Origin of the sequence: Immundisolibacter sp., assembly GCF_014359565.1 — a bacterium.
Classification (GTDB): domain Bacteria; phylum Pseudomonadota; class Gammaproteobacteria; order Immundisolibacterales; family Immundisolibacteraceae; genus Immundisolibacter.
The window spans coordinates 28,843-53,673 of record NZ_JACIZD010000015.1 but is presented as its reverse complement, the minus strand read 5'-3'; the positions used below and the strand labels follow the sequence as shown (position 1 = coordinate 53,673).

The following is a 24,831-nucleotide window of genomic DNA, read 5'->3' as shown; positions in this document are numbered from 1 at the left end:
CTGCGGCCTCGCCGCCGTTCGATCATGATCACTGCGCGCTCTTCGCTGCTCAAATGGCTGTACGTCGTTCCCATCGCAATACCTTACCTGCAGCAGGGTGTTGCACTTGGAACTTGAGTCTAAGCCTGATCGGAGAGTTGAACCTGACGTGCCGAGCCCTGTCTGCCGATATCGGGTCTTGTAGCGTCAACTGGCAGGGTTGCTACGCTACGTCGTGCCGGCGCGCTGCGCCGCACAACACCCCGTCGTCCTGAGGAGCGCAGCGACGAGGACCTTGCCTTCTGGAAGACATGGCACGGCACCCGAACGAGCACCGCGCCGCATAACGCAGACCCGACCGATCAGGAAGCGCGTCGACGCAGGGCCAGCCCGGCTACCAGCAGGCCGCTGCCCAGCAAGGCGGTCGTGGCGGGCTCGGGAACCGGGGTGAAATCCACCGTCAGAACCGCGTTGCGATAGTCGAAATCTCCACTAACGGCCTGGAGAGTGAACATAAGCGGAGTGAGATGATTGGGCGGTAGAAGTTTGTCAGAAACATCGATGGCCCAGTAATCCTTTGTAGCTGCGCCAACAACTTGTTCCGGATTGACCATCGGATCAACGCCTTCGATCGCCGCCACGTCCGCAAATTCGTTCGGTCCATCGCCCCCGTCATCGCCCAACAACATGGTCAGAGTCGCAGAGTTGATCGAGGCCCACAGCGAGCTGTCGTAGGCGATGGAGATATTTCGCGTGCTCGGGGACACCAACGTCACATCGACATCCTGTCGAGCACCGCCACTGCCAGTCTCGGCATAGTAAACGATGGTATCCGCCGCAGCCGCCCCGGCATGCGCCACTGCGGCTGTCAGAAACAAGGCGCCAAGATTCTTCCTCATCGCACTATCCTCAGGTCGTCTGAATTCCCTCGATGGGCGAGGCAACTGTAGCCGGCATTTTTTACGTTCCGGCGACAGCCACCGGCCGATGGGCACGGGCTCAGAACCCTATGGGAGCGGCGCCCCGCCGCGAATCTTCGATCAAGCATTCGGCCCGGACGACCTCTCAGGGGGCGATCAGCCAGCCCTGCGTCGCTCACCTGCTGCGCCACAACTGCCCTGCGGCCAGCCACACGAACAGCGTATTGGTCACCAGATAGCGCCTCCACAGCCGCCGCGGCTCGCTGGCCAGCCGGTGCAGCCACTCCAGCCCCCGGCGCTGCATCCACAGCGGCGCCCGTTGCACGGTCCCGGCGTGGAAATCGAAGGCCGCGCCCACGCCGATCATCACCGCCTGCACCCGCCCGCGGTGCTCGGCTATCCAGCGTTCCTGCTTGGGGCAGCCCAGGCCGACGAACACAATGCCCGTGTCGCTGGCGTTGATCCGCTCCACCGCCGCCGCGTCTTCCTGCGGTGTCAGCGCGCGGAACGGCGGCGATTCCATCGCCACCCGCAGCGCCGGAAACGCCTCACGCAAACGCCGCTCCAACAAACCCAGCGTCGCCTCGGTGCTGCCATAGCAATAGATGGGCAAATTTTCCTGCGCCGCACGCTCGCACAGCGCCCACATCAGATCCGGCCCGCTGATGCGCGACTGCCCGGCAAAGCCCAGGCGGCGCAACATCCACGCCACCGGCGCCCCGTCCGGCGTCGCCATGTCGGAACCGTTGATGATGTCGCGATACGCCGCATCCTGCGCCGCGCTCACCACCACGTGCACGTTGCAGATCGTCACATAGCGCGACTCGCGCGCCCGCGCCCAGCCGAGCAGGCGCTCCAGCGCGACATCCCACGACAGGACATCGACCTGCGCGCCGAGCACATTGCCGACCCGACGGACAGACTGCAGATTGTCACTCAGTGGCATTCGAAGACCCGTCCGCATCGAGATTGATTCCTAAAGCAGCCATGGTTGTCCTGTGGGAGCGGCGCCCCGCCGCGAATCTTCCCACCAACATTCGGCCCCAAGGCGGGTCTCCCACAGAGGCCTCCGCTTCCCCAGTTCCTGTAGGCGCGGCTTTGCTGCGGGATGATCGCCCGGCATAGCCGGGCTCCTACAGTCTTACGATAGCATTAATAATCAAACGGCTATGGCCATATATTGTGGTAGTGCCTGAATCTTCTGCTGGGCACGTGGGTATGTCCGCGTTTGCCGGGCAGCATGCTGCGGTTTTTTCCTGCCGCGTGACTGCGACCCGGGTAGCCACCGACACCGCGCCGCCGGGCGTGGCGTTCAGCTCACAACGGCGGTACCAGCTGCGGCGGCAGCGGCGAGGGCACGAAGTCCGGCACCTGGCCGGCGGCGCGCCGATCGGCAGGCCAGCGGGGGGTGTCAGTCTTCGCGGCCGGAACTGTCTGGCCGGGCGCCGACTGGGCCGTCGCGGTGGGCGCCATCGCCTGCGTCACGATCGACACTGCGTCCGGCGTCCCGTCCGGCAAACGGAAACCGACGTCGTCCGGTCCCTGCCGAATCAGGCTCAGTTCCAGTTCGCGCTGCGCGACTGCGCCGGGCGTCGCCAGCACCACCAGCACCACGCGCCGGTTGCGGCTGCGTCCATCCGCCGTGGCGTTGTCGGCAATCGGCCGGTACTCGCCGTAGCCGGCCAGCGACAGGCGCAGCGGGTCCAGGCCGCGCTGCAGCAGGCGATGCACCATGCTGCCGGCGCGGGCGGCCGACAGGTCCCAGTTGGAGCGGTACTGACCGGTACTGATCGGCACGTTGTCGGTGTAACCCTCCACGCGCACGGAGTTGGGGATGCCGGCCAGGATGTCGACCACCTGATCGACCACCGGCAGGGCCTCGGGCTTGACCTGGGCGCTGCCGGAATCGAACAGCACCGCGGCGCGGATTTCCACCTCCAGCCACAGCTGGCCCTCGCGCACGGTGACCAGATCCTGCGCAATCAGCGCTTCGAAAGCCTTGGCAAGGTCGTTGGCCACCCGGTGCAGGGCGGCCTGCACGACATCGCCGTCGGCGGAACCGGCGCCGGCGCCCTCACCGCCGCCGACCTTCCCGCGCCGGGTCTTGTCGATCATGCGGTTGGTGGCCATCGGCGGCAGCTCGACGGCACTGCCCGACGGACTCTTGACGATGTTGCCGACCTGGATCGGCATGATCGACTTGGTGGGCGAGCGAAAGGCCGCCACCATCGAGTCCGACAGCACGCGGTACTTGCCCTCGTTGACCGAGGAGACGGCATACATCACCACGAAGAAGGCGAACAGCAGGGTGATGAAATCGGCGTACGAGACCAGCCAACGCTCGTGGTTCTCGTGCTCCTCGTGCTTTTTCTTGCGGGCCATGACGGCGGCGTCAGTGCAGGTAGCCCTGCAGTTTCAGCTCGATGTTGCGCGGGTTCTCGCCGGCGGCAATGGCCGCCAGGCCCTCGATGGTCAGCTCCTTGAACTGGCTGCGGTGGTGCACCACGCCCTTAAGCTTGTTGGCCATCGGCAGGAAGAACAGGTTGGCCAGCGCCACGCCGTAGATGGTGGCCACGAAGGCGACCGCGATGCCGCCGCCGAGCTTGCTCGGGTCCGACAGGTTCTCCATGACGTGGATCAGGCCCATCACGGCGCCGATGATGCCGATGGTCGGCGAGTAGCCGCCAAAGCCGTCGTACACCTTGGCGGCGGCGTTTTCCTGGTGCTCGGCGGCCGACAGCTCGACCTCCAGCACGCCGCGAATGGTGTCCGGCTCGCTGCCGTCGACCAGCAATTGCAGGCCCTTCTTCACGAACGGGTCGGTCTCGGACTCGGCCATCGTCTCCAGGCCAAGCAGACCCTCGCGGCGGGCGACGTTGCCCCATTCGACGATCTTGTCGATGGCCGCCGCAAAATCGAGCTTGGGCGGCACAAACACCCAGGCGGTCATCTTCATGGCTTTCAGGAAGGTCGGCAGCGGCGTCTGCACCATCACCGCCCCGAAGGTGCCGCCGCCGACGATCAGAAAGGCCGTTGGCTGCACCAGCGAGCTCAGATGCCCGCCCTCGAGCGCGTTGCCGCCCAGGATGGCGATGAAGGCCATCGCCACGCCGGCAAAACTCAGAATGTCCATGTGTCTGGCCCTGCGCCGCTAGGGCTCAATCCCGGCCGCCGAGCCGGGCGCGCAGGCGGATCAGTGCCTGGCCGTGGATCTGACACACGCGCGACTCGCTCACGCCCAGCACCTCGCCGATCTCGCGCAGGTTCAGGTCCTGTTCGTAGTACAGGGACATGACCAGTTTTTCGCGCTCCGGCAGCAGGTCCACGGCGCCGGCGATGCGCGTGCGCAGGTCGTCGTCCTCCACCTGCGCCTGCGGGCCGGGGCTGGTGTCGGCGATGCCGTTTTCCCAGGGTTCGTCGTCCTCGCCGCCCAGGTCCGCGAAGCGCACCACGCCGAACTCGGACGCCTCGCGCGCCAGCGTGTAGTAACCGTCCATGTCCATGCCCAGCTGGCGGGCAATAGCCTCCGGCGAAGCCTCGCCGCCGAGTTCGCGCTCGGCGGCGCGGGTCGCTTCGGTCAGCTGGCGCAGCTTGCGCAGGGCGGTGCGCGGCAGCCAGCCGCCGCGGCGCAGCTCGTCAAGCATGGTGCCGCGGATGCGAATGCCGGCGTAGGTCTCGAAGCTGGCGCCGTGGCCTTCCTCGTAACGGCGGGCCGCTTCCATCAGGCCCATCATGCCGGCCTGGATCAGGTCATCGACCTGCACGCTGGCCGGCAGGCGCGCCAGCAGGTGATAGGCGATACGCTTGACCAGCGGCGCGTGAGCGCGCACCAGCCGGTCCACTTCCTGTGCCGCCACCTCGGGCCGACCGGCCTTGTTGTAGGCGAGAACTGCGCTCATGCTGAACCTCCCACCGCGGCCGGGGCCGGCCGCAACATGCGCTCGAAGAAAAATTCCAGATGCCCGCTGGCGCCGCTGACGCGCGGCCAGTGCCCCACCTGCTCGGCCAGTTGGCGCAGGGCGAAGGCGGCCGGGCTGCGCGGGTAGGCTTCCAGCACCGACTGGCGTTGCTGCACGGCCTTGCGCAGGTAGTCGTCGAACGGCACCGCGCCGGCGAACTCCAGCACCACGTCCAGATACTGATCGCACACCGACAGCAGCTTGTGAAACAGCTCGCGCCCGTCGCGGGCGCGGCGGACCATGTTGGTCAGCACCCGGAACCGACTCACGCCGTGCTGGGTGCTCAGCAGCTTGATCAGGGCGTAGGCATCGGCCAGTGAGGCCGGCTCGTCGCACACCACCACCAGCACGTCCTGCGCCGCCCGGGCGAAGCTCATCACCCCTTCCGACACGCCGGCGGCGGTATCCACCAGCAGTACGTCAAGGTCGATCGCCAGCTGCCCGAAGGCCTGGATGAGGCCGCCGTAGACACTGGGCGGCAGATCGGCCATGCCGGCTACGCCGGATGCCGCCGGCACGATGCGCAGCCCGGCCGGACCCTCGACGATGACCTCCGGCAGCTCGCGCTCGCCGCTGAGCACATGGGCCAGGGTCCAGCGCGGCTTCAGGCCCAGCAGCACGTCCACGTTGGCCAGACCCAGGTCGGCGTCGAGCAGCATCACGCCGCGGCCGCGCTGGGCCAGCGCCACGCCCAGGTTGACCGACACATTGGTCTTGCCGACACCGCCCTTGCCGCCGGTGATGGCAACCACCTGCACCGGCTTGGTGGCGCGCAGGCCGCGCGCCTGGTCGAAGGCCGCCTCAAGCATGGGCGGCCACCCGGCGGGCAGCGACGGCCGGCACCGGCGCGACCGCCGCCGCCTGCTCGGCGCGGGCATGCATGCGCTGGGCGGCGACGCTGACCAGATCGCGGGCGCGCGCCGGGCGCAGGTCCTCGGGCACGCGCTGGCCGTCGGTGACGCAGGCCACCGGCAGGCGGTGGCGGATCACCGCCGACAGGGCGGCGCCAAGGCTCGGGCATTCGTCGAGCTTGGTCAGCACGCAGCCGGCCAGCGGCAGCTTGCCAAAGGCGCTGATGGTCTCGTCCAGCATCGTCTCGTGGGCGTTGCTGGCCAGGGTCAGGTAGCTGCGCAGGCCGCTGCGCTGCAGGCCGGCCAGGGCCTCGCCCAGGCGCAGGTCACGCTGGCTCATGCCGGCGGTGTCGACCAGCACCAGGCGCTTGTTGGCCAGCGCCGCCAGGGCGGTGGTCAGGTCCTCCGCCGAATCCACCATCTGCACCGGCACGCCCAGCAGGCGGCCGTAGTTCTGCAGCTGTTCGTGAGCGCCGATGCGGTAGTTGTCGGTAGTCAGCAGGCCCAGGTGCTTGGCGCCGTGCTCGCGCACGAAGCGCGAGGCCAGCTTGGCAATGGTCGTGGTCTTGCCGACGCCGGTCGGGCCGAGCAAGGCCACCACGCCGCCTTCGGTCAACATGTCGTCGGCGGCGATCGGGATGCGCGCGCTCAGGTGCTGGCCCAGCACCTCGCGCCAGGCGGCGCCCAGGTCCTGCGTTTCGGTGAGCTGTTCCAGCAGCGAGCCGATCAGCGGCGCAGCCAGACCCAGTTGCTCCAGGTACTGCGCCAGCTGCGCCTGCAGCGGGCTGCGGCGGGCCAGCGCGGACTGGCGCAGTTCTGTTTCGAGCAGCGCGCGCAGGGTGGTCAGTTCGCTGCGCAGCTGGGCGATGGCCGGGTCGACCGCCCAGGCGAGTCGATCCAGATCGGCCGGGCCAGGCAGATCGCCGTGGCCGGGAGACGGCAGTTCCCTGCCGGTGCCGGGCGGCAAGGCGTCGCCGTCGCCGCCGGCCGCCAGGCGCTCGACCAGGGCCGCGTCGTACTCGTCGGCGGCGATCACCTCGACGCCGTCCGGCAGGCGCCGACTGGACAGGATGACGGCCTGCGAGCCCTGGGCCTGACGCACCAGGTGCAATGCCCGGCGCATGTCGGGGGCGCTGTAGCGCTTGATCTGCATGCTCGTGTCTCCGTGTCTGGGCGAACGCGCTTCAGCGCCCACCGATGTTTGCAACCACCCGCACCTGGCGGTTCTCCGGCAGCTCTTCGTAAGCCAGCACCTTCAGGTCCACCGCCAGGTGGCGCACGAAGCGCGCCAGCCACAGCCGCAGCGCATTCGGGGCCACCAGCACCGCCGGCTGACCGAGCAGCTCCTGGCGCTGCGCCGCGTCGGCCAGCAGGCCGCGCAGGCGTTCGGCGAGGCCCGGCTCCAGACCCAGGGCGCCGTCGCCGCCTTGAACGGCCTTCAGCAAGATGCGTTCCAACTCCGGGTCAAGCGTCATCAGTGCTAGCTCTGGCGCCATTCCGAAGATCTCCTGCACGATGCTTCGACCGATCGCCACCCGCACCAGGGCGGTCAGGACGTCGGGATCTTGACTGCGCGTCCCGTGCTCCGCCAAAGACTCGGCAATGCTGCGCAGATCGCGGATCGGCACGCCTTCCTGCAGCAGGTTGCGCAGCACGCGCAGCACCGTGCCCAGCGGCAGCACCTTGGGCGTGAGGTTCTCGACCAACTTGGGCGCCTGCGCCGCCAGGCGGTCGAGCAGGTGCTGCACTTCCTCGTGTCCCAGCAGCTCGTGGGCCGAGCGCATCAGCACCTGCGAAAGGTGCGTGGCCACCACGGTGGCCGGATCGACCACGGTGTAGCCGGCCATCTGCGCCTGCTCGCGCAGACCGCGTTCGATCCACAGCGCGTCCAGGCCAAAGCTCGGATCCCTGGTAGCGATGCCCGGCACCGGCGTGGTGACGTGGCCGGGGTTGATGGCAAGGTCGCGGTCCGGCAGCAGCTCGCCCTGCCCGGCCGTCGCGCCCATCAGCGTGATGCGGTAGCCGCCCGGCGGCAGGTCCAGGTTGTCGCGGATGTGCACCGGCTGCAGCAGAAAGCCCAGTTCCTTCGACAGCTTCTTGCGCACCCCCTTGATGCGGGTCAGCAGCTCGCCACCCTGCGCCTTGTCGACCAGCGGAATCAGCCGATAGCCGACCTCCAGACCCACCAGGTCCACGCCGGCGACCTCTTCCCAGCCCAGTTCCTTGTGTTCGTCGGGCCCCGGCAGGGCCTGGGCGCCAGCATCCGGGCTGGCGGCAGCGGTGGATTGGCGCTTGCCGATACGCCAGGCGGCGCCACCCAGTCCCGCGCCCAGGGCCAAAAAGGCGAAGTGCGGCATGCCCGGCACCACCCCAAGAATGCCAACCAGGCCGCCGGCCATGGCCAGCGCCGTAGGGTTGGCCAGCAGCTGCTTGCTGACCTGGGTGGCGACGTTTTGCGACTGCGACACGCGCGTCACCAGGATGGCCGCCGCCACCGACAGCAGTAGCGAGGGCACCTGCGCCACCAGGCCGTCGCCGATGGTCAGCAGGCTGAACACGCGCACGGCGTCGCCGGCGCTCATGCCGTGCTGGCCCATGCCGATGGCGATGCCGCCCAGGATGTTGATGATCAGGATCAGCACGCCGGCCACCGCATCGCCGCGCACGAACTTGCTGGCGCCGTCCATGGCGCCGTAGAAATCGGCTTCCTGGCGCACTTCCTCGCGTCGGACCTGCGCCTGCTGCTGGGTGATGACGCCGGCCGACAGATCCGCATCGATCGCCATCTGCTTGCCGGGCATGGCGTCCAGGGTGAAGCGGGCGTTGACTTCCGACACCCGCCCGGCGCCCTTGGTGACCACCGCGAAGTTGATGATCATGAGGATGATGAACACCACCAGGCCGACGGCGTAATTGCCGCCGATGACGAAGGCGCCGAAGGCCTCGATCACATGCCCGGCGGCGCCGGGGCCGGTGTGGCCGTCCAGCAGCACCAGCCGCGTCGAGGCGACGTTCAGCGCCAGGCGCAGCAAGGTCGCCACCAGCAGCAGGGTCGGGAACACCGCAAAGTCCAGCGGCCGCAGCGCGTACACCGCCACCAGCAGCACCACCAGCGACAGCGCGATGTTGAACGTGAACAGCAGGTCCAGCAGCAACGGCGGCAGCGGCACCAGCATCATGCCGAGCAGCGTCAGCACCAGCAGCGGGGTGCCCAGACCCAGCCCGACCAGAGCACGTACGTTGTTGCCCATGCCGACTGCGGTATTCACGTCAGGTGCTCCTTGGCGTCATCAGTGCGCAACGCCGCCGCGCGGGCGCTGCAGTTCATCGGGCACCGGCAGCGGCTGCAGGTCCGGCAGCTTGTAGCGACCGGCCGCCATCAGCGTGCGCAGCTGGTAGACATAGGCCAGCACCTGCGCCACCACGGCGTACAGCTCGCGCGGCACCTCGGCGCCCAACTTGGTGCTGTAGTACAGGGCGCGCGCCAGCGGCGGCTGCTCCAGGATCGGCACGTTGTGCTCCTTGGCCAGCGCGCGGATCTGCGCCGCCACCAGGTCGGCGCCCTTGGCCACCAGCCGCGGCGCGCCGTTGCCACCCACGTCGTAACGCAGGGCGATGGCGTAGTGCGTGGGGTTGGTCACCACCACCGACGCGGTCGGCACGTCCTGCATCATCCGGCGGCGCGACAGCTCCTGCTGGCGCTGGCGGATGCGGCCGCGCACTTCCGGGCGGCCCTCGCTTTCCTTCATCTCGTCCTTGATGTCCTGGCGGGTCATGCGCAGCTGCTTGGCGTGGTTCCACAACTGGAACGGCACGTCCACGGCGGCGATCAGCAGCAGCCCGAGGGCGGTCAGGAAAAACGCCCGCGCCGTCAGCTGCGCCGCGTGCAGCAGGGCCGCCGGCACCGGTTCGCCGCCCAGGCCGAGCAAAGCCGGCGTCATCTGGCGCATCACCAGCAGGGCGATTCCGCCCAGCACCACGAATTTGGCCAGCGCCTTGCCGGTCTCCATCGCGCCCTGGGCCGAGAACACGCGCTTGATGCCCTTGACCGGATCGAGGCGTTCGAATTTCGGTTGCAGGTTCTCGCCCGACAGCAGAAAACCGCCCAGCAGCAGCGGCGCCGCGGCGGCCACCACCACCGCCAGCACCAGCCACGGCGCCAGCGCCAGCAGAGCCTGCCCGCTGGCCTCGCCCAGACGCGTCGCCAGGGCCGCCGGATCGAGCGCGGTCGCCCGGTCGAACGCAAAACCATGCCGCATCAACCCCAGCAGGCTGCCGCCGATGCGATCGCCCAGCGCCCACAGCCCGCCGGCACCCAGCAGCACCAGCGCGGCCGAATTGAGCTCGCGCGAGCGCGCCACCTGGCCCTTGTCACGGGCGTCCTGCAGGCGCTTGGGGGTGGCCTTTTCTGTGCGTTCCTGCGCGCTTTCTTCGGCCATGTCAGCGCGCTCCGAGCAGCGCCGAGAGGCGCCCCATGGCCTGCCCGAAGATGCCGTCCCACTGACCGGGCAGCGCCGGCAGCGTGAGCAGCACGATCAGCAGGCCGACCAGCAGCGACACCGGGAAGCCGATCGCAAACAGGTTCAGCTGCGGCGCTGCCCGGCTGATGACCGCAAAGGCCAGATTCACCACCAGCAGCACCGTGACCGCCGGCAGCGCCACCAGCAGGCCGAGCGCAAACATGTCGCTGACGAAACCGGCCACGGCCCGGAAATCCTCGAAGCGCAGCCCGACCGGCCCCACCGGCAGCGTGCTGAAGCTCCTCGCCAGCAGCTCCAGCAGCAGCAGGTGGCCGTCGACCGCCAGCATGAGCAGGATCACCAGCATCACGTACAGCTGCGCCAGCAGCGGCACGCTGACGCCGTTTTGCGGATCGACCAGCGACGCGAAACCCAGGCCCATGCCCAGCGACACCATCTCGCCGGCAAAGCTGAGTGCAGCCAGGAACAGTTGCAGCAGGAAACCGCCCAGCACGCCGATGCCGATTTGCTGCACGGCCGTGAGCAAGCCGAGCGGCGACAGCACGTCCAGCGCCGGCGCGGCCGGCAGCGTGGGCAGCAGCACCACCGTCAGCGCCAGGCCGATGGTGATGCGCACCCGCACCGGCACGCTGCGGGCACCGAACACCGGCGCCGCCAGCAAGAATGCCGACAGGCGCAGGAACGGCCAGAAGAACTGGCCGACCCAGGCGCCGATGCGGGCACTGTCGATGTCCATCAGCCGATCAGACCCGGAATGCCGGTGACCAGCCGCTGCGTGTAGTCGACCAGCGTCTGCACCAGCCACGGGCCGGTCAGCACCAGCAGCAGGGCCATCACGATCAGCTTGGGCACGAAGCTCAAGGTCATTTCGTTGATCTGCGTGGCGGCCTGCAGCATGCCCACCAGCAGACCGACCAGCAGCATCGCCAGCAGCGGCCCGCCGGCCAGCAGCAGGCACATCCACAGCGCGTCGCGGCCGACGTCGAGCACGGTTTGCGTAGTCATCGGCCCATGCTCACTGGTAAAAGCTGCCGGCCAGCGTGCCCATGACCAGCGCCCAACCGTCGACCAGCACGAACAGCATGATCTTGAACGGCAGGGAAATGATCATCGGCGAGAGCATCATCATGCCCAGCGACATCAGCACGCTGGCCACCACCAGGTCGATGACCACGAACGGGATGAACAGCAGAAAGCCGATCTGGAACGCGGTCTTGAGCTCGCTGGTCACGAAGGCCGCCGTCAGCAGCGTGAACGGCACCGCGTCCGGGCTCTCGAAGGCCGCTTCCCGGCCCGAGATGCGGGCGAAGGTGGCAATGTCGCTCTCGCGGGTTTGTGCCAGCATGAACTGCCGTAGCGGCGCCGCGGCCTTGAGGGCGGCATCCGGCAGGCTGAGCTTTTCTTCCATGTACGGCTGCAGCGCCTCGCCGTTGATCCGGTTCAGAACCGGCCCCATCACGAACAGCGTCAGCAGCAGCGCCAGGCCGGCCAGGATCTGGCTCGACGGCGTCTGGCCGGTGCCCAGCGCCTGGCGCAGGATGGCCAGCACGATCACGATGCGCGTGAAGGAGGTCATCGCCAGCAGCACGCCGGGCAGCAGCGTCAGGAAGGTCATCACCGCCAGCACCTGCAGGCTGACGCTCCAGGTCTGGCCGCCACCGGCGGCCTGCGTCAGCGTCAGGGCCGGCAGGCCGGCCTGTGCCAGCGCCGGCAGCGGCGCCAGCAGCAGCAAGGCAAGCAGCAGGCGTTTCATGGTGCGCCCTGCCCGGCCGCGCCGACGGCCGCATCCAGACTGGCCGCAAACGACTCGGCCGGAACGCTTGTCGGCACCTTGGCCGGAGCGTCGCCGAGCACCAGCAGCGCCTGCACGCGTCCCGGCGCGACGCCGACCAGCAGTTGCCGGCCGGCCACTTCCAGCAGCACCACCCGCTCGCGGGTGCCGACGCTGTGCGCCGCCAACGTGCGGATGCTGCCGGCACCACCGGTGCGCAGCTGCAGGCGGCGCAGCAGCACGAACACGCCGCCGATCAGCGCCACCACCAGCGCCAGGCTGACCAGCATCTGACCACCGGCGGCCAGCACCGACGGCGCCGCCAGCGCCGGCAGCGGGCACAGCAGCAACAGGGCCGGCACGACACGCATCAGCGCACGCCCTTGGCGCGATCGGTAGGGCTGATGACCTCGGTCAGGCGGATGCCGAACTTGTCCTCCACCACCACCACTTCGCCGCGCGCCACCAGCGTGCCATTGGCCAGCACGTCGAGCGGCTCGCCGGCCACGCGGTCCAGCTCCACCACCGCGCCCTGGCCGAGCGCCAGCAGGCGACCGATGCTCATGCGCGCCTGGCCGACTTCCACCGTCAGCGTGATCGGGATGTCCATGATCATCCCCAGGCCCACGTCGGCGCCGCTGCGCGGGAGCGCCGGTTCAGCGCCCGCGGCGGCCGTCTGGGCGTCATTCGCCAGGTTCTGGTCGAGTTCGAGTTCCATCAGCGGGGTTCTCCCTGGGTTCCATCTGCGGGGCCGGTGGGTGGACGGCGCACCGGGCCCGTCACCGACACGGCGTTGTTACCGTTAAAGACACCGAACTCGCCGGTGAACAGGGGCTTGCCGGCCACTTCCAGCCGCGCCCCGTCGGCCCGCTCGAAGGTCAGCAGCTCGCCCACCTGCAAGCCCAGCACATGGCGCAGGGTCGACTGGCGGCGCGCCACCACCGCCGTGAGCGACAGGCTGCTGTCGAGAACGCGCGCCTGCAAGGCGGAGCGCCAGGCGCTGTCATCGGGCACCGCGGCCGGGGCGCCGGCCCGCAGTGCCGGCCACACGCCCTGCAGGGCCGACATCGGCAGCGCCAGATGAAAATCACCGCCGCCGCCCAGCAGCGCCACTTCGTAGCTTTGCAGCAGCACCATCTCGGCCGGGTCGACCAGCGACACCAGCAGCGGGTCGACGTCGTTCGCGGCCACGGCGGGGCTCAGCGGCAACACCGGCGCCCAGGCGGTCTGCAACTCCGGCAGCAGCAGATCGAGCAGGTTGCCGAGCATGCGTCGCTCGGTCGGGGTCAGGTCGCGGTTGCTGGGCGGTGACGAGGCGCGCCCGCCGCCGAAGAAACTCTCCACCACCGTGAACAGCAGCGCCGGCTCCAGGACCAGCACGCCGGAACCGGCCAGCGGAGCGATGTCCAGGCCGCGCACGCTGGCGCGCTCGGGCAGGGCATGCACGAAATCCCGAAACTCGCGAACCTGCGAGCCGCGCATCGTCACCAGCGTGTCGCGGCCCAGGTAGCGGGTCAGGCTGCGGGTCATGCCTTCGCAGAAGTACTCGGTGATGCGGGTCAGCGCCGGCAGATCGGCACCGTCCAGCGCCGGCACGCGGCAGGTCAGGTCGTACGGCTCGACGCCCCGTGCGCCGGACCGCGCCGCAGACGGCGCGGCGTCCAGCAGGGCGCTCAGCTCAGCCTGGGACACCAGCTCGTCCTGAGCCATGTCACTGCATCACGAAGTTGGTGAAATACAGGCCTTCGATGGCGTCCGGCGCACCCTGGGCCTTGAGGATCTTCTTCAGCGTCTCAAGGGCCTGCTGGCGCAGCTGATCCTTGCCTTCGCGGCTGGCGAGCGTGGCGTAATCGGAACCGCTGAACAGCACGATCAGCTGATCGCGGATGGCCGGCATGTGCAGCTTGACCGCCTCGGCGACCTTTGGGTCACGGCTCATGACCTCGATCGTGACCTGCAGGAAGCGGATCGCTCCCTCGTCCTCGAAATTCACCACGAAGGGCGGTTCCAGGGCGGTATAGGTGGCTGGTGCCTCGACCTTCGCCGCGGTGTGCTCGGCAGCCGGCGCTGGCCCCGACTTGCCGCCGACCAGGAACACCGTGGCGCCGATGCTGACGGCCACCAGCGCCAGCGCACCGCCGCCCATCATCAGCAGCGATTTTTTACTGCCGGACTTCTTTTTGGCGTCGCCGCCGAGATCCAGATCCGCTTCCCGAGTCGCCATGCCTGATCCGCTCCTGTGTAAGGGTCAGGCCGAGACTAAGCAAGCGTAATGCCAATTTATTTATTTAATTTTTTCAATAAGTTATAAATTTTTCCTGCGCCCATGGCGCCGTGTCGCCGGCATGAATCCCCATAGCCCCGGTTCCGGCGACAGGAATTTGACACCCGTAGGAGGCCCGCCCTCGGGCCGAACGAGGCTGCCCGGGGGATTCGCAGCGAGGGCGCCGCCCACAAGGGCGCCGCGGCCCTGCCGAGCTTCAGGAAGCGTCGAACAAACCCTGGAACTGGGCAATCGCCTGCGGGTTCGCCAGCGCATCCAGGTTCTTGACCGGCCGCCCATGTATGGCCTCGCGCACCGCCAGTTCGGCGATCTTGCCGCTGATGGTGCGCGGGATGTCGGCCACCTGCAGGATGTGCGCCGGCACGTGGCGCGGGCTGACATCGGCGCGGATAGCCGCGCGCAGACGCTGGCGCAGGGCATCGTCCAGCGTCAGGCCGTCCACCAGGCGCACGAACAGCACCACCTCGACGTCGTCGTCGATCTGGTGGCCCACGGCCACCGCCTCTTGAATCTCGGGAAAGCGCTCCACCTCGCGATACAGCTCGGCGGTGCCGATGCGCACGCCGCCGGGATTGAGCACGGCATCCGAGCGACCGTGCACGATCATGCCGCCGCGGGCGGTCAGTTCCACATAATCGCCGTGACACCACACGCCGGGGAACTTGTCGAAATAGGCGGCCCGGTAGCGGCTGCCGTCGGGATCGTTCCAGAAGCCGACCGGCATGCTCGGGAAGGGCTTCACGCACACCAGCTCGCCCTTCTGGCCCAGCAGTTCATGACCGGCTTCGTCATAGACGCGCACCGCCATGCCCAGCGCGCGCGCCTGCAGCTCGCCGCGATAGACCGGGCCGATCGGGTTGCCGGCGATGAAACAGCCGCAGATGTCGGTGCCGCCACTGATCGACGACAGCAGCAGATCGGCCTTGATGTCGCGGTAGACGTAATCGAAACCCTCCGGCGCCAGCGGCGAGCCGGTCGACAGCAACGTGCGCAGGGCCGAAAGATCGTGGGTTTGCGCCGGTTTCAGGCCGGCCTTCTCGGCCGCGGCCAGGTACTTGGCGCTGGTGCCGAACACGGTCACGCGTTCCTGCTGCGCGATGTCGAACAGCTCAGCCGGGCGGACGAACGGCGCGCCGTCGTACAGGATCAGCGTGCAGCCGGTGGCCAGGGCGCTGGCCAGCCAGTTCCACATCATCCAGCCGGTGGTGGTGAAGTAGATCAGCCGGTCATCGCGCTTCAGATCCGCGTGCAGCGTGTGTTCCTTGCGGTGCTGCAGCAGCGTGCCGCCGGCGCCGTGCACGATGCCCTTGGGCACGCCCGTGGTGCCGGACGAATACAGCACGTACAGCGGATGGTCGAACGGCAGCGGCGTGAAGGCAGACTCCGCGCCGGCGTGCTTGGCAAGCAAATCGTCCCAGTCGTGCAGCGGCACGGGTGCCTGCGATACGCGCCCACCGCCGCAGGACACCGCCACCACCTGCTCGGCGCTCGGCAGGCCGGCGAGGATTTCCGCCACCGCGACCCGGCGGTCCTGCGCCTTGCCGTTGTAGTGATAGCCGTCGCAGACGAACGCGACTCTGGGCGCGATCTGGCCGAAGCGGTCCAGCACCGCCCGGGCGCCGAAATCCGGCGAGCAGGACGACCAGACGGCACCCAGACTGGCCGCCGCCAGCATGGCGATGATCGCCTCGGGAATGTTCGGCAGATAACCCGCCACCCGGTCACCGGGCTGCACGCCAAAGGCCCGCAGCGCCGCCGTCAGCGCGCCGACCTGCGCGGCGAGCTCGGCATAACTCAGTTCGCGCCGCGCGCCGGTCTCGTCACGAAACACCAGCGCCGGGTGGTCGTCGCGATAGCGCAGCAGGTTCTCGGCAAAGTTCAGTGTCGCACCGCGAAACCACACCGCCCCCGGCATGCGGTCAGCATGTTCGAGCACCGCCTGCGCCGGCGCGTGGTGGACGATGCCGCAGAACTCCCACACCGCCGCCCAGAAGGCCGCCGGCTCGGCCACCGACCAGTCATACAGCCGCGCGTAATCGGCGCCTGGCAGATAGCGGTCGATGAAGGCCGTCAGATTCGCATTCGCGACGCGCCGGGCGTCCGGCTGCCACAGCGGGCTAGTCGTTTCGGTCATGGCCATATCCGAAAATAACGGCGCCCGCGCTTTCGCCTGAAAACGCGGGCGCCGGGGCAAGCGGGGCGGGTATTACAGCGCGCGGTGCGAGCCGTCACAGAACGGCGGCGTCTTCGTATGCTTGCAGCCGCACCAGGCCAGGGTGCCGGTTTCCGTCACCTCGTGCTGCAGGGGCGTGAAGGCGGTGCCCTTGTGCGCGCCGTCGCAGAACGGCTGATCGCCCGACTTGCCGCAGGCGCACCACCAGTAGGTGCCGGGCTCGGTCTGTTCGACGTAAGGACTCTTCTGGGCAACCTGCGGATCGGACATGTCGGACTCCTGCTCTGGATGACTGATGGTGCTGTCGCCGACCGGCCACGAACCGGCCCGGCGCGCGAACGATGGAACACGCGCCAACCGGCAGTGTCAAGCAACGCGCCCCCGCCGGCGCTGCTGGCACAATGCCGACCCCGCCGCACCGGAGACACGCTTGCCACCCGCCTGCCCCGCCCCGCTGTCGCGCCGCCTGTCGGTGGCGCCGATGATGGACTGCACCGACCGCCACGCGCGGTATCTGCTGCGCCTGATTTCGCGCCATGCGCTGCTGTACACCGAAATGGTGACGGCGCAGGCCCTGCTGCGCGGCGATGCGGATTACCTCATCGGCTACAGCCAGGCCGAGCACCCGCTGGCGCTGCAACTGGGTGGCAGCGATCCGGCGCAGCTGGCGCAGGCGGCGCACATCGGCGCCGATTTCGGTTACGACGAGATCAACCTGAATGTCGGCTGCCCGTCGGATCGGGTGCAGTCTGGCCGCTTCGGCGCCTGCCTGATGGCCGAACCCGCGCTGGTCGGCGAGTGCGTGGCGGCCATGCAGGCGGCGGTATCCATCCCGATAACGGTCAAATGCCGCATCGGCATCGACCGCACCGACCGCGACGAGGACTTGTTCGAATTCGTCGAGATCGTCGCCGCAGCCGGCTGCCGGCACTTCACGGTGCATGCCCGCAAGGCCTGGCTGGATGGCCTGTCGCCGCGCCAGAACCGGGAGATTCCGCCGCTGCGTTATGAAACCGTGTACCGGTTGAAGCGCCTGCGGCCGGAGCTTGAAATCGTCATCAACGGCGGCGTAACCGACCTCGACCAGGCGCTGGCGCACCTGCAGCACGTTGACGGCGTGATGATCGGCCGCGCCGCCTATCACTCGCCCTGGCTGCTGGCCGAGGCCGACCGGCTTGTGTTCGGACAAATCACACCCCTGCCCGAGCGCGCCGCCGTGCTGGCGAGTTACCTGGACTACATGCAGGCGCGCCGCGGCCTGGGCACGCCACTGAGCGCCCTCACGCGGCCGCTGCTCGGACTGTTCCAGGGCGAACCGGGTGCCCGCGCCTGGCGGCGGGCGCTGAGCGCGCCGGCCAGCGGTGAGCGCGCCATGGCGCAGATCATGGCCGCCGGCCGGCGCGTGCTTGCGGCCGGAGACGAACCCGCCGCGGTGGAGCAACCCCAACCGTCGGGCTGAGGCCTCAGCCGCCCAGCCAAAGGGCGGTGCGATAGGTAATGAACGACGCCAGATAGGCCAGCGCAAACAGGTAGCCGGCCGCCAGCAGCGGCATCCGCCAGCCGCCGGTTTCGCGCTTGATGGTCGCCAGCGTACTCAGGCACTGCGGCGCAAATACGTACCACGCCAGCAGTGACAGACCGGTGGCCAGGCTCCAGCCCTGCGCGATCAGCGGCGTCAACGCGCCGGCGGTGTCCTCGCCGGTGGCCGACAGGGCGTAGACGGTGCCCAGCGCACCGACCGCGACCTCGCGTGCGGCCAGCCCCGGCACCAGCGAGATGCTGATCTGCCAATTGAAACCGATCGGCTCGAAAACCACCGCCAGGGCACTGCCCAGAACACCGGCCAGACTGTATTCGATTGCCGGCCCGGTCGCCCCGGCCGGGGGCGCTGGGAAACTGGCCAGGAACCAGAGCAATACCGTCAGCGCCAGAATGATCCCGCCCACGCGGCGAACGAAAATCGTGATCCGCTGCCACAAGCCGATGGCCAGATTGCGCAGCGTCGGCCAGTGATACGTGGGCAGTTCCATCATCAGGGTGCGCACCTGGCGACGGGCGGTGAAACGCTTCAGCACCCAGGCCACGCCCAGCGCACCGACAATCCCGGCCACATACAGACAAAACAGCACCAGACCCTGCAGTTCGATGCCGCCCCACACCTGCCGCCGCGGAATGAAGGCGCCGATCAGCAACGCATAAACCGGCAACCGCGCCGAACACGTCATCAGCGGCGCAATCATGATCGTGACCAGACGATCGCGCGGATTGGCGATCGTGCGCGCGGCCATGATGCCGGGAATCGCGCAGGCAAAACTGGACAGCAGCGGGATGAACGAGCGCCCCGACAAACCCACGCCGCCCATCAGGCGGTCCAGCAGGAAAGCCGCCCGCGGCAGGTAGCCGGATTCCTCCAGCGCCAGGATGAAAAAAAACAGGATCACGATCTGCGGCAGAAACACCAGCACACCGCCGGCACCGGCGATCACCCCATCGACCAGCAGGCTGCGCAGCCAGCCTGCCGGCGCGACGTTGGTCACCCAATCGCCCAGCCACGCGGTACCGGCCTCGATCCAGCCCATGGGCGCTTCAGCCCAGGCAAACACCGCCTGAAAGACGAGGAACAGCAACGCGCCCAGCACCAGCGGACCCACCAGCGGATGGAGCACCACGCGGTCGATGCGGTCGCTGAGCAGGTGCGGCACCGCCTCGTCCAGACCCAGGCGCGCCAGGATGGCCCGCACCGCCTCATGGTCGCCGTGCGGATCGGCTTCCGGGCCGCTGCCGGCGTCGCCAGTGATCGGAACCTTCGGCCATGTGCCGGGCTGATCCAGGATCGCGCGCAAGGCAGCGGCGCCCTCGCCCCTGACGGCAACCGTCGACACCACCGGCACGCCAAGCTCGGCCGCCAACGCGGCGGCGTCCACCCGCAGTCCGCGCCGCTGCGCCATATCGGCCATGTTCAGCGCCACCACGCACGGCAATTTCAGGCGCTTTACCGCCAGAACCAGGCGCAGGTTGCGGCGCAAATTGGTGGCGTCGACGACGCACACCACCAGATCCGGCCGCTTCTCGCCGGCCGCCTGGCCGGACAGCACATCGCAGGTCACCCGCTCGTCGGGCGAGCGCGGATGCAGACTGTAAGTACCCGGCAGATCGAGCACCCGCACCACCTTGCCGGCGCGGTCGAACAAGCGTCCTTCCTTGCGTTCGACCGTCACCCCGGCATAGTTGGCAACCTTCTGCCGGCTGCCGGTCAGCAGGTTGAACAGCGCGGTCTTGCCACAGTTCGGATTGCCGACCAGCGCCACCAGCGTGCCGCCAGGCTTGAAGTGCAGGACCGCCTCACTCATGCGCAGTCCTGCACCAGCACGCACGCCGCTTCGGCGCGGCGCAGGGCGAAGGTGGATGCGCCGATCCGCACCACCAGCGGATCGCCACCGGGCACGCCGCGGGCCAGCACCGTTACCGGCTCACCCGGTACGAAACCGATTTCCTCCAGCCACAGCTGCCATTGCGGCTGCGCGTCGGGCACCTGGACCGCCACCACGCGCATGGGCTGGCGCAGATCCAGCGCGTCGAGCGTCAGGTGTGACGAATCCTTGACTTCGGTATCCATGTAGCGATGTCTCAGTCGGAAATACGCGCCTGCCCGAAGCCCGCCGCCGCCAATCGGCCAGTGATCAGGCTGCTGCCGAACTGGGCCCACTCGCGGCGGGTACGGGCTCGCCAATGATAACGATTATCAACCCTATCCGTAGCGGAACGGGATCGCGATTTCGTGATCGTCATCAACCCTGTGCACGGCAGCGCACGCCGTTTGGCAGCGCCGACTCCCGGCACCGGACAGCGTGAGGCGCTGAACGAATCGATCCGGCATTTTCCGGGCCTGCCATCGGGGAAGCGCGACCACCGGTCGGGCTGTGCCTCCCTATGTCGTGGAAAACGTTGGATGGCTCAGCGTTCCCCCAGCAGCCGGTCGACCATCGCCTGGTACTGGCCGCGGCGCGGCGTGAAGTAATGCAGCTGGCGGGACAGGAACGGATCGCCTGCGAAGAAGATCTCGTAGATCTCCTGCCGGCCGCCGAATTCGCTGGCCACCGCGTCCCAGGCCAGCTTCATCACCTGCACGCGCTCGCGGGCGGACGCCCTGTCGTTGCCGAGGAACTGTTCAAGATCGGTCGCCGTTTCCGGGTTGGCGAAATCGGCTTCCGTGACGGTCATCACCAGGCTGGAGCTGCCCATCAGACGGATCAGCTCGTTGACCTTGGTGTTCACCTCCGGCAGGAAGAAGCGCAGCATCGAGATGCCGACCATGCCCCGATTGGGCGAAGCAAACAGCGAGGCCGTCTCGCGCGCCACGTCCTCCAGCACAAAACCCGCATCGGTCTGTTTGGCGAACTCCTCCTGCGCATGCACCACCAGTTCGCGGGCGCTGGCCTCGAGCAGCCCGTCGGCGAGCTCGTTCAGCGCCAGGAACTCGCCCAGCAGCTCCTGATAGCGCGGCAGCTCGCTGCGGCCGAGCACGTCGGCCATCTTGCTGGCCAGACCGGTCATGAAGCGCAGCTTGGCCCGGCCGCGGGCGTTGGCCTGCAGCAACAGGTAACCGGGAAAGCTCGGCGCCATCATGTTGTAGGCGACGATGTCGCGGTAGATGAACACCCGCTCCCAGGGCACCAGCACGTCCTCGAATACGGCCAGCGCGTCGCCCTCGTCGAAGCGTTCGGCGAGCGGGCGATCGAAGCGGCTGCCGCCGCGGGCATAGCTCTCACGGGCGATGAACTTCAATCCCGGCGTCGCCACCGGCACGGCGAAGGACAGCGCGTAGTCCTCCTCGCCTGGCCGGCGCGGCATGAACGGACCGACCCAGATTTCGTTACTGACCGGCGCCAGGGTGGACAGCATGCGCGCGCCGCTGACCACGATGCCGGCATCGGTCTCGCGCACCACCTTCAGCGCCCGCTGCGCCGCCAGGTCCTTGCCATAATCGCGCTTGGGATCGACCAGCGTGTGCGTGAGGCAGATATCCTCGTCCCGGCAGTATTCCCAGTAGCGGATGGCGTTCTCGGCGAAGGCCTTGTCCTTGTGCCCCAGCACGTGCGGGGCAATCACCGCCGCGTCGGTGACGAAGGCGTTCATGAAATCCGGCAGGCGGCCCATCAGGCCAAAGGTGGCCTCCTTGCGCAGCGACTCGCCGCGCAGGCGCTGCTGCACCTCGTCCCAGGTGCGCGCCGGCAGGAAGGAATTGCTGACCGGCTTGCCGTCCCTGGGGGAGGGATAGGTGTAATCGGCTTGCAGCTCGGGCCTGTGAAACGCGTCGAAGTGCTCGCCGATGCTGCCCAGAATGCCGGCCAGCGGCGCGTACGCCGTCACGTCGCGCACGCGCTGGCCGGCGATGTAGAGCGCCCGGTCGTCCCTGAGGCTCGCGATGTACTGCGCGCCGGTGCGGATGCCCATGCCTGTCCCCTCCCCTTTGTGGATCGGTCAGGCCATGACCCGCCCGAATGTTTTATCGACGCGGGATTGTCGGGCCGCCGCCGGCCGCGGGGCAAGCCGTCCGGCCAGACGGCCGGTTGCGCTCAGGCGACCTTGGCGGCGCGCACCAGCGGCAGCAGCTTGTTGTGCATGCCGCGCAGCAGGGCCTCCGTGGTCGGCCAGTCGATGCACGGGTCGGTCACCGACACGCCGTAGCGCAGCTGCGACAGGTCCGCCGGAATCGGCTGGTTGCCGGCCTCGAGGTTGCTCTCCAGCATCAGGCCGACGATGGAACGGTTGCCCTCCAGCATCTGGTTCACGCAGTTCTCCAGCACCAGGCCCTGCAGTTCGGGCTTCTTGCTGCAGTTGGCGTGGCTGCAATCGACGACGATGTTGCGCGGCAACCTGGCCTTGGCGAGTGCCTCCTCGCACAGGGCCACCGCGACCGAATCGTAATTGGGCCGGTCGTGGCCACCACGCAGCACCAGATGCCCGTAGGGATTGCCGCGGGTGCGGATCACCGCCGACTGGCCCTGCAGGTTGATGCCCAGAAAGCTGTGCGGGCTGGCCGCCGACTTCATGGCGTTGATGGCGACATCGATACCGCCGTCGGTGCCGTTCTTGAAGCCGACCGCCGTCGACAGGCCGCTCGACATCTCGCGGTGGGTCTGGGATTCGGTGGTGCGGGCGCCGATGGCGGTCCAGGTGATCAGATCATGCAGGTACTGCGGCATGATCGGGTCCAGCGCCTCGGTGCCGGCCGGCAGGCCCATCTGGGCCAGCTCCAGCAGCAGCCCGCGGGCCATCAGCACCCCCTCCTCGATGTGGAAGGAGTCGTCCATACGCGGGTCGTTGATCAGGCCCTTCCAGCCAGTGGAGGTACGGGGCTTCTCGAAGTACACACGCATGATGATCAGCAGCGTGTCCTTCACCTCGTGGGCCAGGGCCCGCAGGCGCCGCGCATAGTCGCGGGCAGCGTCCAGGTCGTGAATCGAACACGGGCCGACCACCACGAAGCGGCGCGGATCGAGCCGGTCCAGGATGGCCTGCACGGCGGCGCGGCCTTCCAGCACCGTGCGCTCGGCGGCCGGCGTCAGCGGTAGGCGGGCGCGCACCTCGGCCGGGGTCGGCATCAGCTTCTGCTCGACGACATTGATGTTGGTCAGCTTGTCCATGGCGGCACGGCCTGTCAGCGAAAAATCGGGGCAAACGGGGCCGCGCATTGTATCGGCTGGACCAGACCCACCGCCGGAACGCGCCCCGAAACGCAAAACGCCCGGCACGAGGCCAGGCGTTTTCAGGAAACGTGGTGGGCGATGCTGGGATCGAACCAGCGACCCCTACCGTGTGAAGGTAGTGCTCTACCGCTGAGCTAATCGCCCCCGTGGGGGTCGCGAATTCTAGGCGTCTGCCCTGACCGGGTCAAACGGGAGCGCTCAGCCGCGAGTCGGCCCAACCCGCGCCGCTACAATAGCCGCCCCGTTTTTCGCCCCAGGCCGAGCCATGAGTGTCCGCAGCCGTTTCGCGCCCAGTCCCACCGGCTACCTGCACATCGGCGGTGCGCGCACCGCCCTGTTCGCCTGGCTGCACGCCCGCCACCACGGCGGCACCTTCATCCTGCGCATCGAGGACACGGACCGCGAGCGCTCCACCGTGGAATCGGTCAACGCCATCCTGGAAGGCATGGCCTGGCTGGGTCTGAACTACGACGAGGGTCCGTTCTATCAGACCCACCGTTTCGATCACTACCGCGCCGTGCTGGACCGCATGCTGGATGCCGGCCAGGCCTACCGCTGCTACTGCACACAGGAAGACCTGGCCGCCCGGCGCGAGGCGCAGCTGGCGCGCAAGGAAAAACCCCGCTACGACGGCCGCTGCCGCAACCTGACCGCGCCGCCGCCCGGCAATCCGCCGTCGGTGATCCGCTTTCGCAATCCGCTGGACGGCGACGTGGTGGTGGACGACCTGATCCGCGGCCGGGTGGCGTTCAGCAACACCGAACTCGACGACCTGGTGCTGGCGCGCAGCGACGGCACGCCGACCTACAACTTCACCGTGGTCGTGGACGACATGGACATGGGGGTGACCTGCGTCATCCGCGGCGATGACCACCTCAACAACACGCCGCGGCAGATCAACATCCTGCGTGCACTGGGCGCGCCGGTGCCGCAGTACGCGCACGTGCCGATGATCCTTGGCCCCGACGGCGCGCGGCTGTCCAAGCGGCACGGCGCCGTCAGCGTGCTGCAGTACCGCGACGAGGGCTTTTTGCCGGAGGCGCTGCTGAACTATCTGGTGCGCCTGGGCTGGTCGCACGGCGATCAGGAAGTGTTCTCGCTGGACGAACTGGTCACGCTGTTCGAGGTGGAGCACGTCAACCGCGCCGCCGCGGCGGTCAATCCGGACAAGCTGCTGTGGCTGAACCAGCATTACCTGAAGACCAGCGACCCCGACCATGTGGCGAGGCACCTGAGCCCCTTCATGGGCCTGCACGGCATCGATCCGGCACTCGACGGCCCGCCGCTGGCGCAGGTAGTGCTGGCGCTGCGCGAACGCAGCAAGACACTGGTCGAGATGGCCCAGAAGGCCCTGCCGTTCTACCGCGAGTTCCAGGACTACGATCCGGCCGCACTGAAACACTTGACGCCGGATGCCATCGAACCGCTGCTGGCCCTGCACACCCGCTTCGAGCAGCTCGCCGACTGGCAGGCCGCGGCGCTGCATCAAACCGTAGAGGACGTGGCCGCGCAGCACGGGCGCAAGTTCGGCCAGCTGGCGCAGCCGCTGCGCGTGGCCCTGTGCGGCAGCGCCGTGTCGCCGGCCATCGACATCACCCTGGAGCTGATCGGCCGCGGCCGGGTGCTCGGCCGCCTGGAGCGCGCCATTCAATGGCTGCAAGGCCAAGGCTCTGCTTGACACTGCCGGCCGAAAATCAGTACAT

The 24,831-nt window shown here is 68.3% G+C and carries 23 protein-coding genes, 1 tRNA gene and 1 pseudogene; 2 read left to right on the top strand and 23 right to left on the bottom strand.

Features of this window, described 5'->3' with window-relative positions:
* Nucleotides 1-341: 341 nt before the first annotated feature.
* From H5U26_RS12845 to H5U26_RS12760, 18 genes and pseudogenes are all read right to left on the bottom strand, one after another.
* On the bottom strand, nucleotides 342-878 hold the full coding sequence (locus H5U26_RS12845; protein ID WP_290620316.1) for a PEP-CTERM sorting domain-containing protein: 537 nt from the start codon (nucleotides 876-878) through the stop codon (nucleotides 342-344).
* Nucleotides 879-1,074: 196 nt separating this feature from the next.
* Nucleotides 1,075-1,845, bottom strand: coding sequence for a WecB/TagA/CpsF family glycosyltransferase (locus H5U26_RS12840; protein ID WP_290620314.1), 771 nt, complete (start codon nucleotides 1,843-1,845; stop codon nucleotides 1,075-1,077).
* 371 nt (nucleotides 1,846-2,216) lie between these two features.
* Complete coding sequence (gene motD, locus H5U26_RS12835; RefSeq protein WP_290620312.1) at nucleotides 2,217-3,281, bottom strand: flagellar motor protein MotD; 1,065 nt, start codon at nucleotides 3,279-3,281, stop codon at nucleotides 2,217-2,219.
* Between the two features lie 10 nt (nucleotides 3,282-3,291).
* Nucleotides 3,292-4,032 carry a flagellar motor protein gene (locus H5U26_RS12830; RefSeq protein WP_290620310.1) on the bottom strand — a complete coding sequence of 247 codons (741 nt, stop codon included), beginning with the start codon at nucleotides 4,030-4,032 and terminating at the stop codon, nucleotides 3,292-3,294.
* Nucleotides 4,033-4,057: 25 nt separating this feature from the next.
* A complete protein-coding gene (locus H5U26_RS12825) occupies nucleotides 4,058-4,798 on the bottom strand; it encodes an RNA polymerase sigma factor FliA (RefSeq protein WP_290620308.1) in 741 nt (246 codons plus the stop codon).
* Nucleotides 4,795-5,667: a MinD/ParA family protein gene (locus H5U26_RS12820; protein WP_290620306.1), complete on the bottom strand. Its 873-nt coding sequence runs from the start codon at nucleotides 5,665-5,667 to the stop codon at nucleotides 4,795-4,797. Before H5U26_RS12820 ends, H5U26_RS12825 begins: the two co-directional genes overlap by 4 nt.
* On the bottom strand, nucleotides 5,660-6,862 hold the full coding sequence (flhF, locus tag H5U26_RS12815) for a flagellar biosynthesis protein FlhF (RefSeq protein WP_290620304.1): 1,203 nt from the start codon (nucleotides 6,860-6,862) through the stop codon (nucleotides 5,660-5,662). The genes H5U26_RS12820 and flhF overlap by 8 nt, the downstream gene beginning before the upstream one ends.
* 31 nt (nucleotides 6,863-6,893) lie before the next feature.
* Nucleotides 6,894-8,960: a flagellar biosynthesis protein FlhA gene (gene flhA / locus H5U26_RS12810; protein WP_366055956.1), complete on the bottom strand. Its 2,067-nt coding sequence runs from the start codon at nucleotides 8,958-8,960 to the stop codon at nucleotides 6,894-6,896.
* 39 nt (nucleotides 8,961-8,999) lie between these two features.
* Nucleotides 9,000-10,148, bottom strand: a complete 1,149-nt coding sequence (gene flhB, locus H5U26_RS12805) for a flagellar biosynthesis protein FlhB (protein WP_290620300.1) — start codon at nucleotides 10,146-10,148, stop codon at nucleotides 9,000-9,002.
* 1 nt (nucleotide 10,149) lies between these two features.
* Complete coding sequence (fliR, locus tag H5U26_RS12800; protein WP_290620299.1) at nucleotides 10,150-10,926, bottom strand: flagellar biosynthetic protein FliR; 777 nt, start codon at nucleotides 10,924-10,926, stop codon at nucleotides 10,150-10,152.
* Nucleotides 10,926-11,195: a flagellar biosynthesis protein FliQ gene (gene fliQ / locus H5U26_RS12795; RefSeq protein ID WP_290620297.1), complete on the bottom strand. Its 270-nt coding sequence runs from the start codon at nucleotides 11,193-11,195 to the stop codon at nucleotides 10,926-10,928. Before fliQ ends, fliR begins: the two co-directional genes overlap by 1 nt.
* A gap of 10 nt (nucleotides 11,196-11,205) precedes the next feature.
* A complete protein-coding gene (fliP, locus tag H5U26_RS12790) occupies nucleotides 11,206-11,943 on the bottom strand; it encodes a flagellar type III secretion system pore protein FliP (protein ID WP_290620295.1) in 738 nt (245 codons plus the stop codon).
* The gene (locus H5U26_RS12785; RefSeq protein WP_290620293.1) at nucleotides 11,940-12,332 is read right to left on the bottom strand and encodes a flagellar biosynthetic protein FliO; all 393 of its coding nucleotides are present in this window, start codon (nucleotides 12,330-12,332) and stop codon (nucleotides 11,940-11,942) included. Before H5U26_RS12785 ends, fliP begins: the two co-directional genes overlap by 4 nt.
* A pseudogene (gene fliN / locus H5U26_RS12780) lies at nucleotides 12,332-12,592 on the bottom strand (flagellar motor switch protein FliN); the annotation flags it as partial. The gene H5U26_RS12785 and the pseudogene fliN, both read right to left, overlap by 1 nt.
* Nucleotides 12,593-12,678: 86 nt before the next feature.
* Complete coding sequence (locus tag H5U26_RS12775; RefSeq protein ID WP_290620289.1) at nucleotides 12,679-13,653, bottom strand: FliM/FliN family flagellar motor switch protein; 975 nt, start codon at nucleotides 13,651-13,653, stop codon at nucleotides 12,679-12,681.
* 19 nt (nucleotides 13,654-13,672) lie between these two features.
* Nucleotides 13,673-14,185 carry a flagellar basal body-associated FliL family protein gene (locus H5U26_RS12770; RefSeq protein ID WP_290620287.1) on the bottom strand — a complete coding sequence of 171 codons (513 nt, stop codon included), beginning with the start codon at nucleotides 14,183-14,185 and terminating at the stop codon, nucleotides 13,673-13,675.
* Between the two features lie 256 nt (nucleotides 14,186-14,441).
* Nucleotides 14,442-16,385: an acetoacetate--CoA ligase gene (locus H5U26_RS12765; protein WP_366055955.1), complete on the bottom strand. Its 1,944-nt coding sequence runs from the start codon at nucleotides 16,383-16,385 to the stop codon at nucleotides 14,442-14,444.
* A 66-nt stretch (nucleotides 16,386-16,451) separates the two neighbouring features.
* Nucleotides 16,452-16,688, bottom strand: coding sequence for a CDGSH iron-sulfur domain-containing protein (locus H5U26_RS12760; protein ID WP_290620283.1), 237 nt, complete (start codon nucleotides 16,686-16,688; stop codon nucleotides 16,452-16,454).
* Nucleotides 16,689-16,848: 160 nt separating this feature from the next.
* On the opposite strand from H5U26_RS12760, the gene dusA reads away from it, so the two are divergent.
* Nucleotides 16,849-17,877, top strand: a complete 1,029-nt coding sequence (gene dusA / locus H5U26_RS12755; RefSeq protein WP_290620281.1) for a tRNA dihydrouridine(20/20a) synthase DusA — start codon at nucleotides 16,849-16,851, stop codon at nucleotides 17,875-17,877.
* 4 nt (nucleotides 17,878-17,881) lie between these two features.
* Here dusA and H5U26_RS12750 read toward each other — a convergent pair whose 3' ends face one another.
* From H5U26_RS12750 to H5U26_RS12730, 5 genes are all read right to left on the bottom strand, one after another.
* Complete coding sequence (locus H5U26_RS12750; protein ID WP_290620279.1) at nucleotides 17,882-19,768, bottom strand: ferrous iron transporter B; 1,887 nt, start codon at nucleotides 19,766-19,768, stop codon at nucleotides 17,882-17,884.
* A complete protein-coding gene (locus tag H5U26_RS12745; RefSeq protein ID WP_290620277.1) occupies nucleotides 19,765-20,034 on the bottom strand; it encodes a FeoA family protein in 270 nt (89 codons plus the stop codon). Before H5U26_RS12745 ends, H5U26_RS12750 begins: the two co-directional genes overlap by 4 nt.
* 338 nt (nucleotides 20,035-20,372) lie before the next feature.
* Nucleotides 20,373-21,872 (bottom strand): 4-hydroxyphenylacetate 3-hydroxylase N-terminal domain-containing protein, encoded by a 1,500-nt coding sequence (locus H5U26_RS12740; RefSeq protein ID WP_290620275.1) that lies wholly within the window; start codon nucleotides 21,870-21,872, stop codon nucleotides 20,373-20,375.
* Nucleotides 21,873-21,994: 122 nt separating this feature from the next.
* Nucleotides 21,995-23,065, bottom strand: a complete 1,071-nt coding sequence (locus tag H5U26_RS12735; RefSeq protein WP_290620273.1) for a 3-deoxy-7-phosphoheptulonate synthase — start codon at nucleotides 23,063-23,065, stop codon at nucleotides 21,995-21,997.
* Between the two features lie 132 nt (nucleotides 23,066-23,197).
* Nucleotides 23,198-23,272, bottom strand: a tRNA-Val gene (locus H5U26_RS12730).
* 121 nt (nucleotides 23,273-23,393) lie between these two features.
* On the opposite strand from H5U26_RS12730, the gene gltX reads away from it, so the two are divergent.
* Entirely contained in the window at nucleotides 23,394-24,806 is a 1,413-nt protein-coding gene (gene gltX / locus H5U26_RS12725) for a glutamate--tRNA ligase (RefSeq protein WP_290620271.1), read from the top strand.
* Nucleotides 24,807-24,831: the final 25 nt, after the last annotated feature.

Bases quoted from the DNA above. Each gene is read 5' to 3' on its own strand.
- H5U26_RS12750 (WP_290620279.1), bottom strand. From the start codon at position 19,768: ATGAGTGAGGCGGTCCTGCACTTCAAGCCTGGCGGCACGCTGGTGGCG.
- H5U26_RS12770 (WP_290620287.1), bottom strand. From the start codon at position 14,185: ATGGCGACTCGGGAAGCGGATCTGGATCTCGGCGGCGACGCCAAAAAG.
- H5U26_RS12820 (WP_290620306.1), bottom strand. From the start codon at position 5,667: ATGCTTGAGGCGGCCTTCGACCAGGCGCGCGGCCTGCGCGCCACCAAG.
- H5U26_RS12740 (WP_290620275.1), bottom strand. From the start codon at position 21,872: ATGGGCATCCGCACCGGCGCGCAGTACATCGCGAGCCTCAGGGACGAC.
- flhB (WP_290620300.1), bottom strand. From the start codon at position 10,148: ATGGCCGAAGAAAGCGCGCAGGAACGCACAGAAAAGGCCACCCCCAAG.
- fliP (WP_290620295.1), bottom strand. From the start codon at position 11,943: ATGAAACGCCTGCTGCTTGCCTTGCTGCTGCTGGCGCCGCTGCCGGCG.
- H5U26_RS12825 (WP_290620308.1), bottom strand. From the start codon at position 4,798: ATGAGCGCAGTTCTCGCCTACAACAAGGCCGGTCGGCCCGAGGTGGCG.
- H5U26_RS12830 (WP_290620310.1), bottom strand. From the start codon at position 4,032: ATGGACATTCTGAGTTTTGCCGGCGTGGCGATGGCCTTCATCGCCATC.
- H5U26_RS12735 (WP_290620273.1), bottom strand. From the start codon at position 23,065: ATGGACAAGCTGACCAACATCAATGTCGTCGAGCAGAAGCTGATGCCG.
- gltX (WP_290620271.1), top strand. From the start codon at position 23,394: ATGAGTGTCCGCAGCCGTTTCGCGCCCAGTCCCACCGGCTACCTGCAC.
- H5U26_RS12760 (WP_290620283.1), bottom strand. From the start codon at position 16,688: ATGTCCGATCCGCAGGTTGCCCAGAAGAGTCCTTACGTCGAACAGACC.
- fliQ (WP_290620297.1), bottom strand. From the start codon at position 11,195: ATGACTACGCAAACCGTGCTCGACGTCGGCCGCGACGCGCTGTGGATG.
- H5U26_RS12845 (WP_290620316.1), bottom strand. From the start codon at position 878: ATGAGGAAGAATCTTGGCGCCTTGTTTCTGACAGCCGCAGTGGCGCAT.
- flhF (WP_290620304.1), bottom strand. From the start codon at position 6,862: ATGCAGATCAAGCGCTACAGCGCCCCCGACATGCGCCGGGCATTGCAC.
- H5U26_RS12765 (WP_366055955.1), bottom strand. From the start codon at position 16,385: ATGGCCATGACCGAAACGACTAGCCCGCTGTGGCAGCCGGACGCCCGG.
- H5U26_RS12840 (WP_290620314.1), bottom strand. From the start codon at position 1,845: ATGCCACTGAGTGACAATCTGCAGTCTGTCCGTCGGGTCGGCAATGTG.
- H5U26_RS12745 (WP_290620277.1), bottom strand. From the start codon at position 20,034: ATGGATACCGAAGTCAAGGATTCGTCACACCTGACGCTCGACGCGCTG.
- fliR (WP_290620299.1), bottom strand. From the start codon at position 10,926: ATGGACATCGACAGTGCCCGCATCGGCGCCTGGGTCGGCCAGTTCTTC.
- H5U26_RS12785 (WP_290620293.1), bottom strand. From the start codon at position 12,332: ATGCGTGTCGTGCCGGCCCTGTTGCTGCTGTGCCCGCTGCCGGCGCTG.
- flhA (WP_366055956.1), bottom strand. From the start codon at position 8,960: ATGGGCAACAACGTACGTGCTCTGGTCGGGCTGGGTCTGGGCACCCCG.
- motD (WP_290620312.1), bottom strand. From the start codon at position 3,281: ATGGCCCGCAAGAAAAAGCACGAGGAGCACGAGAACCACGAGCGTTGG.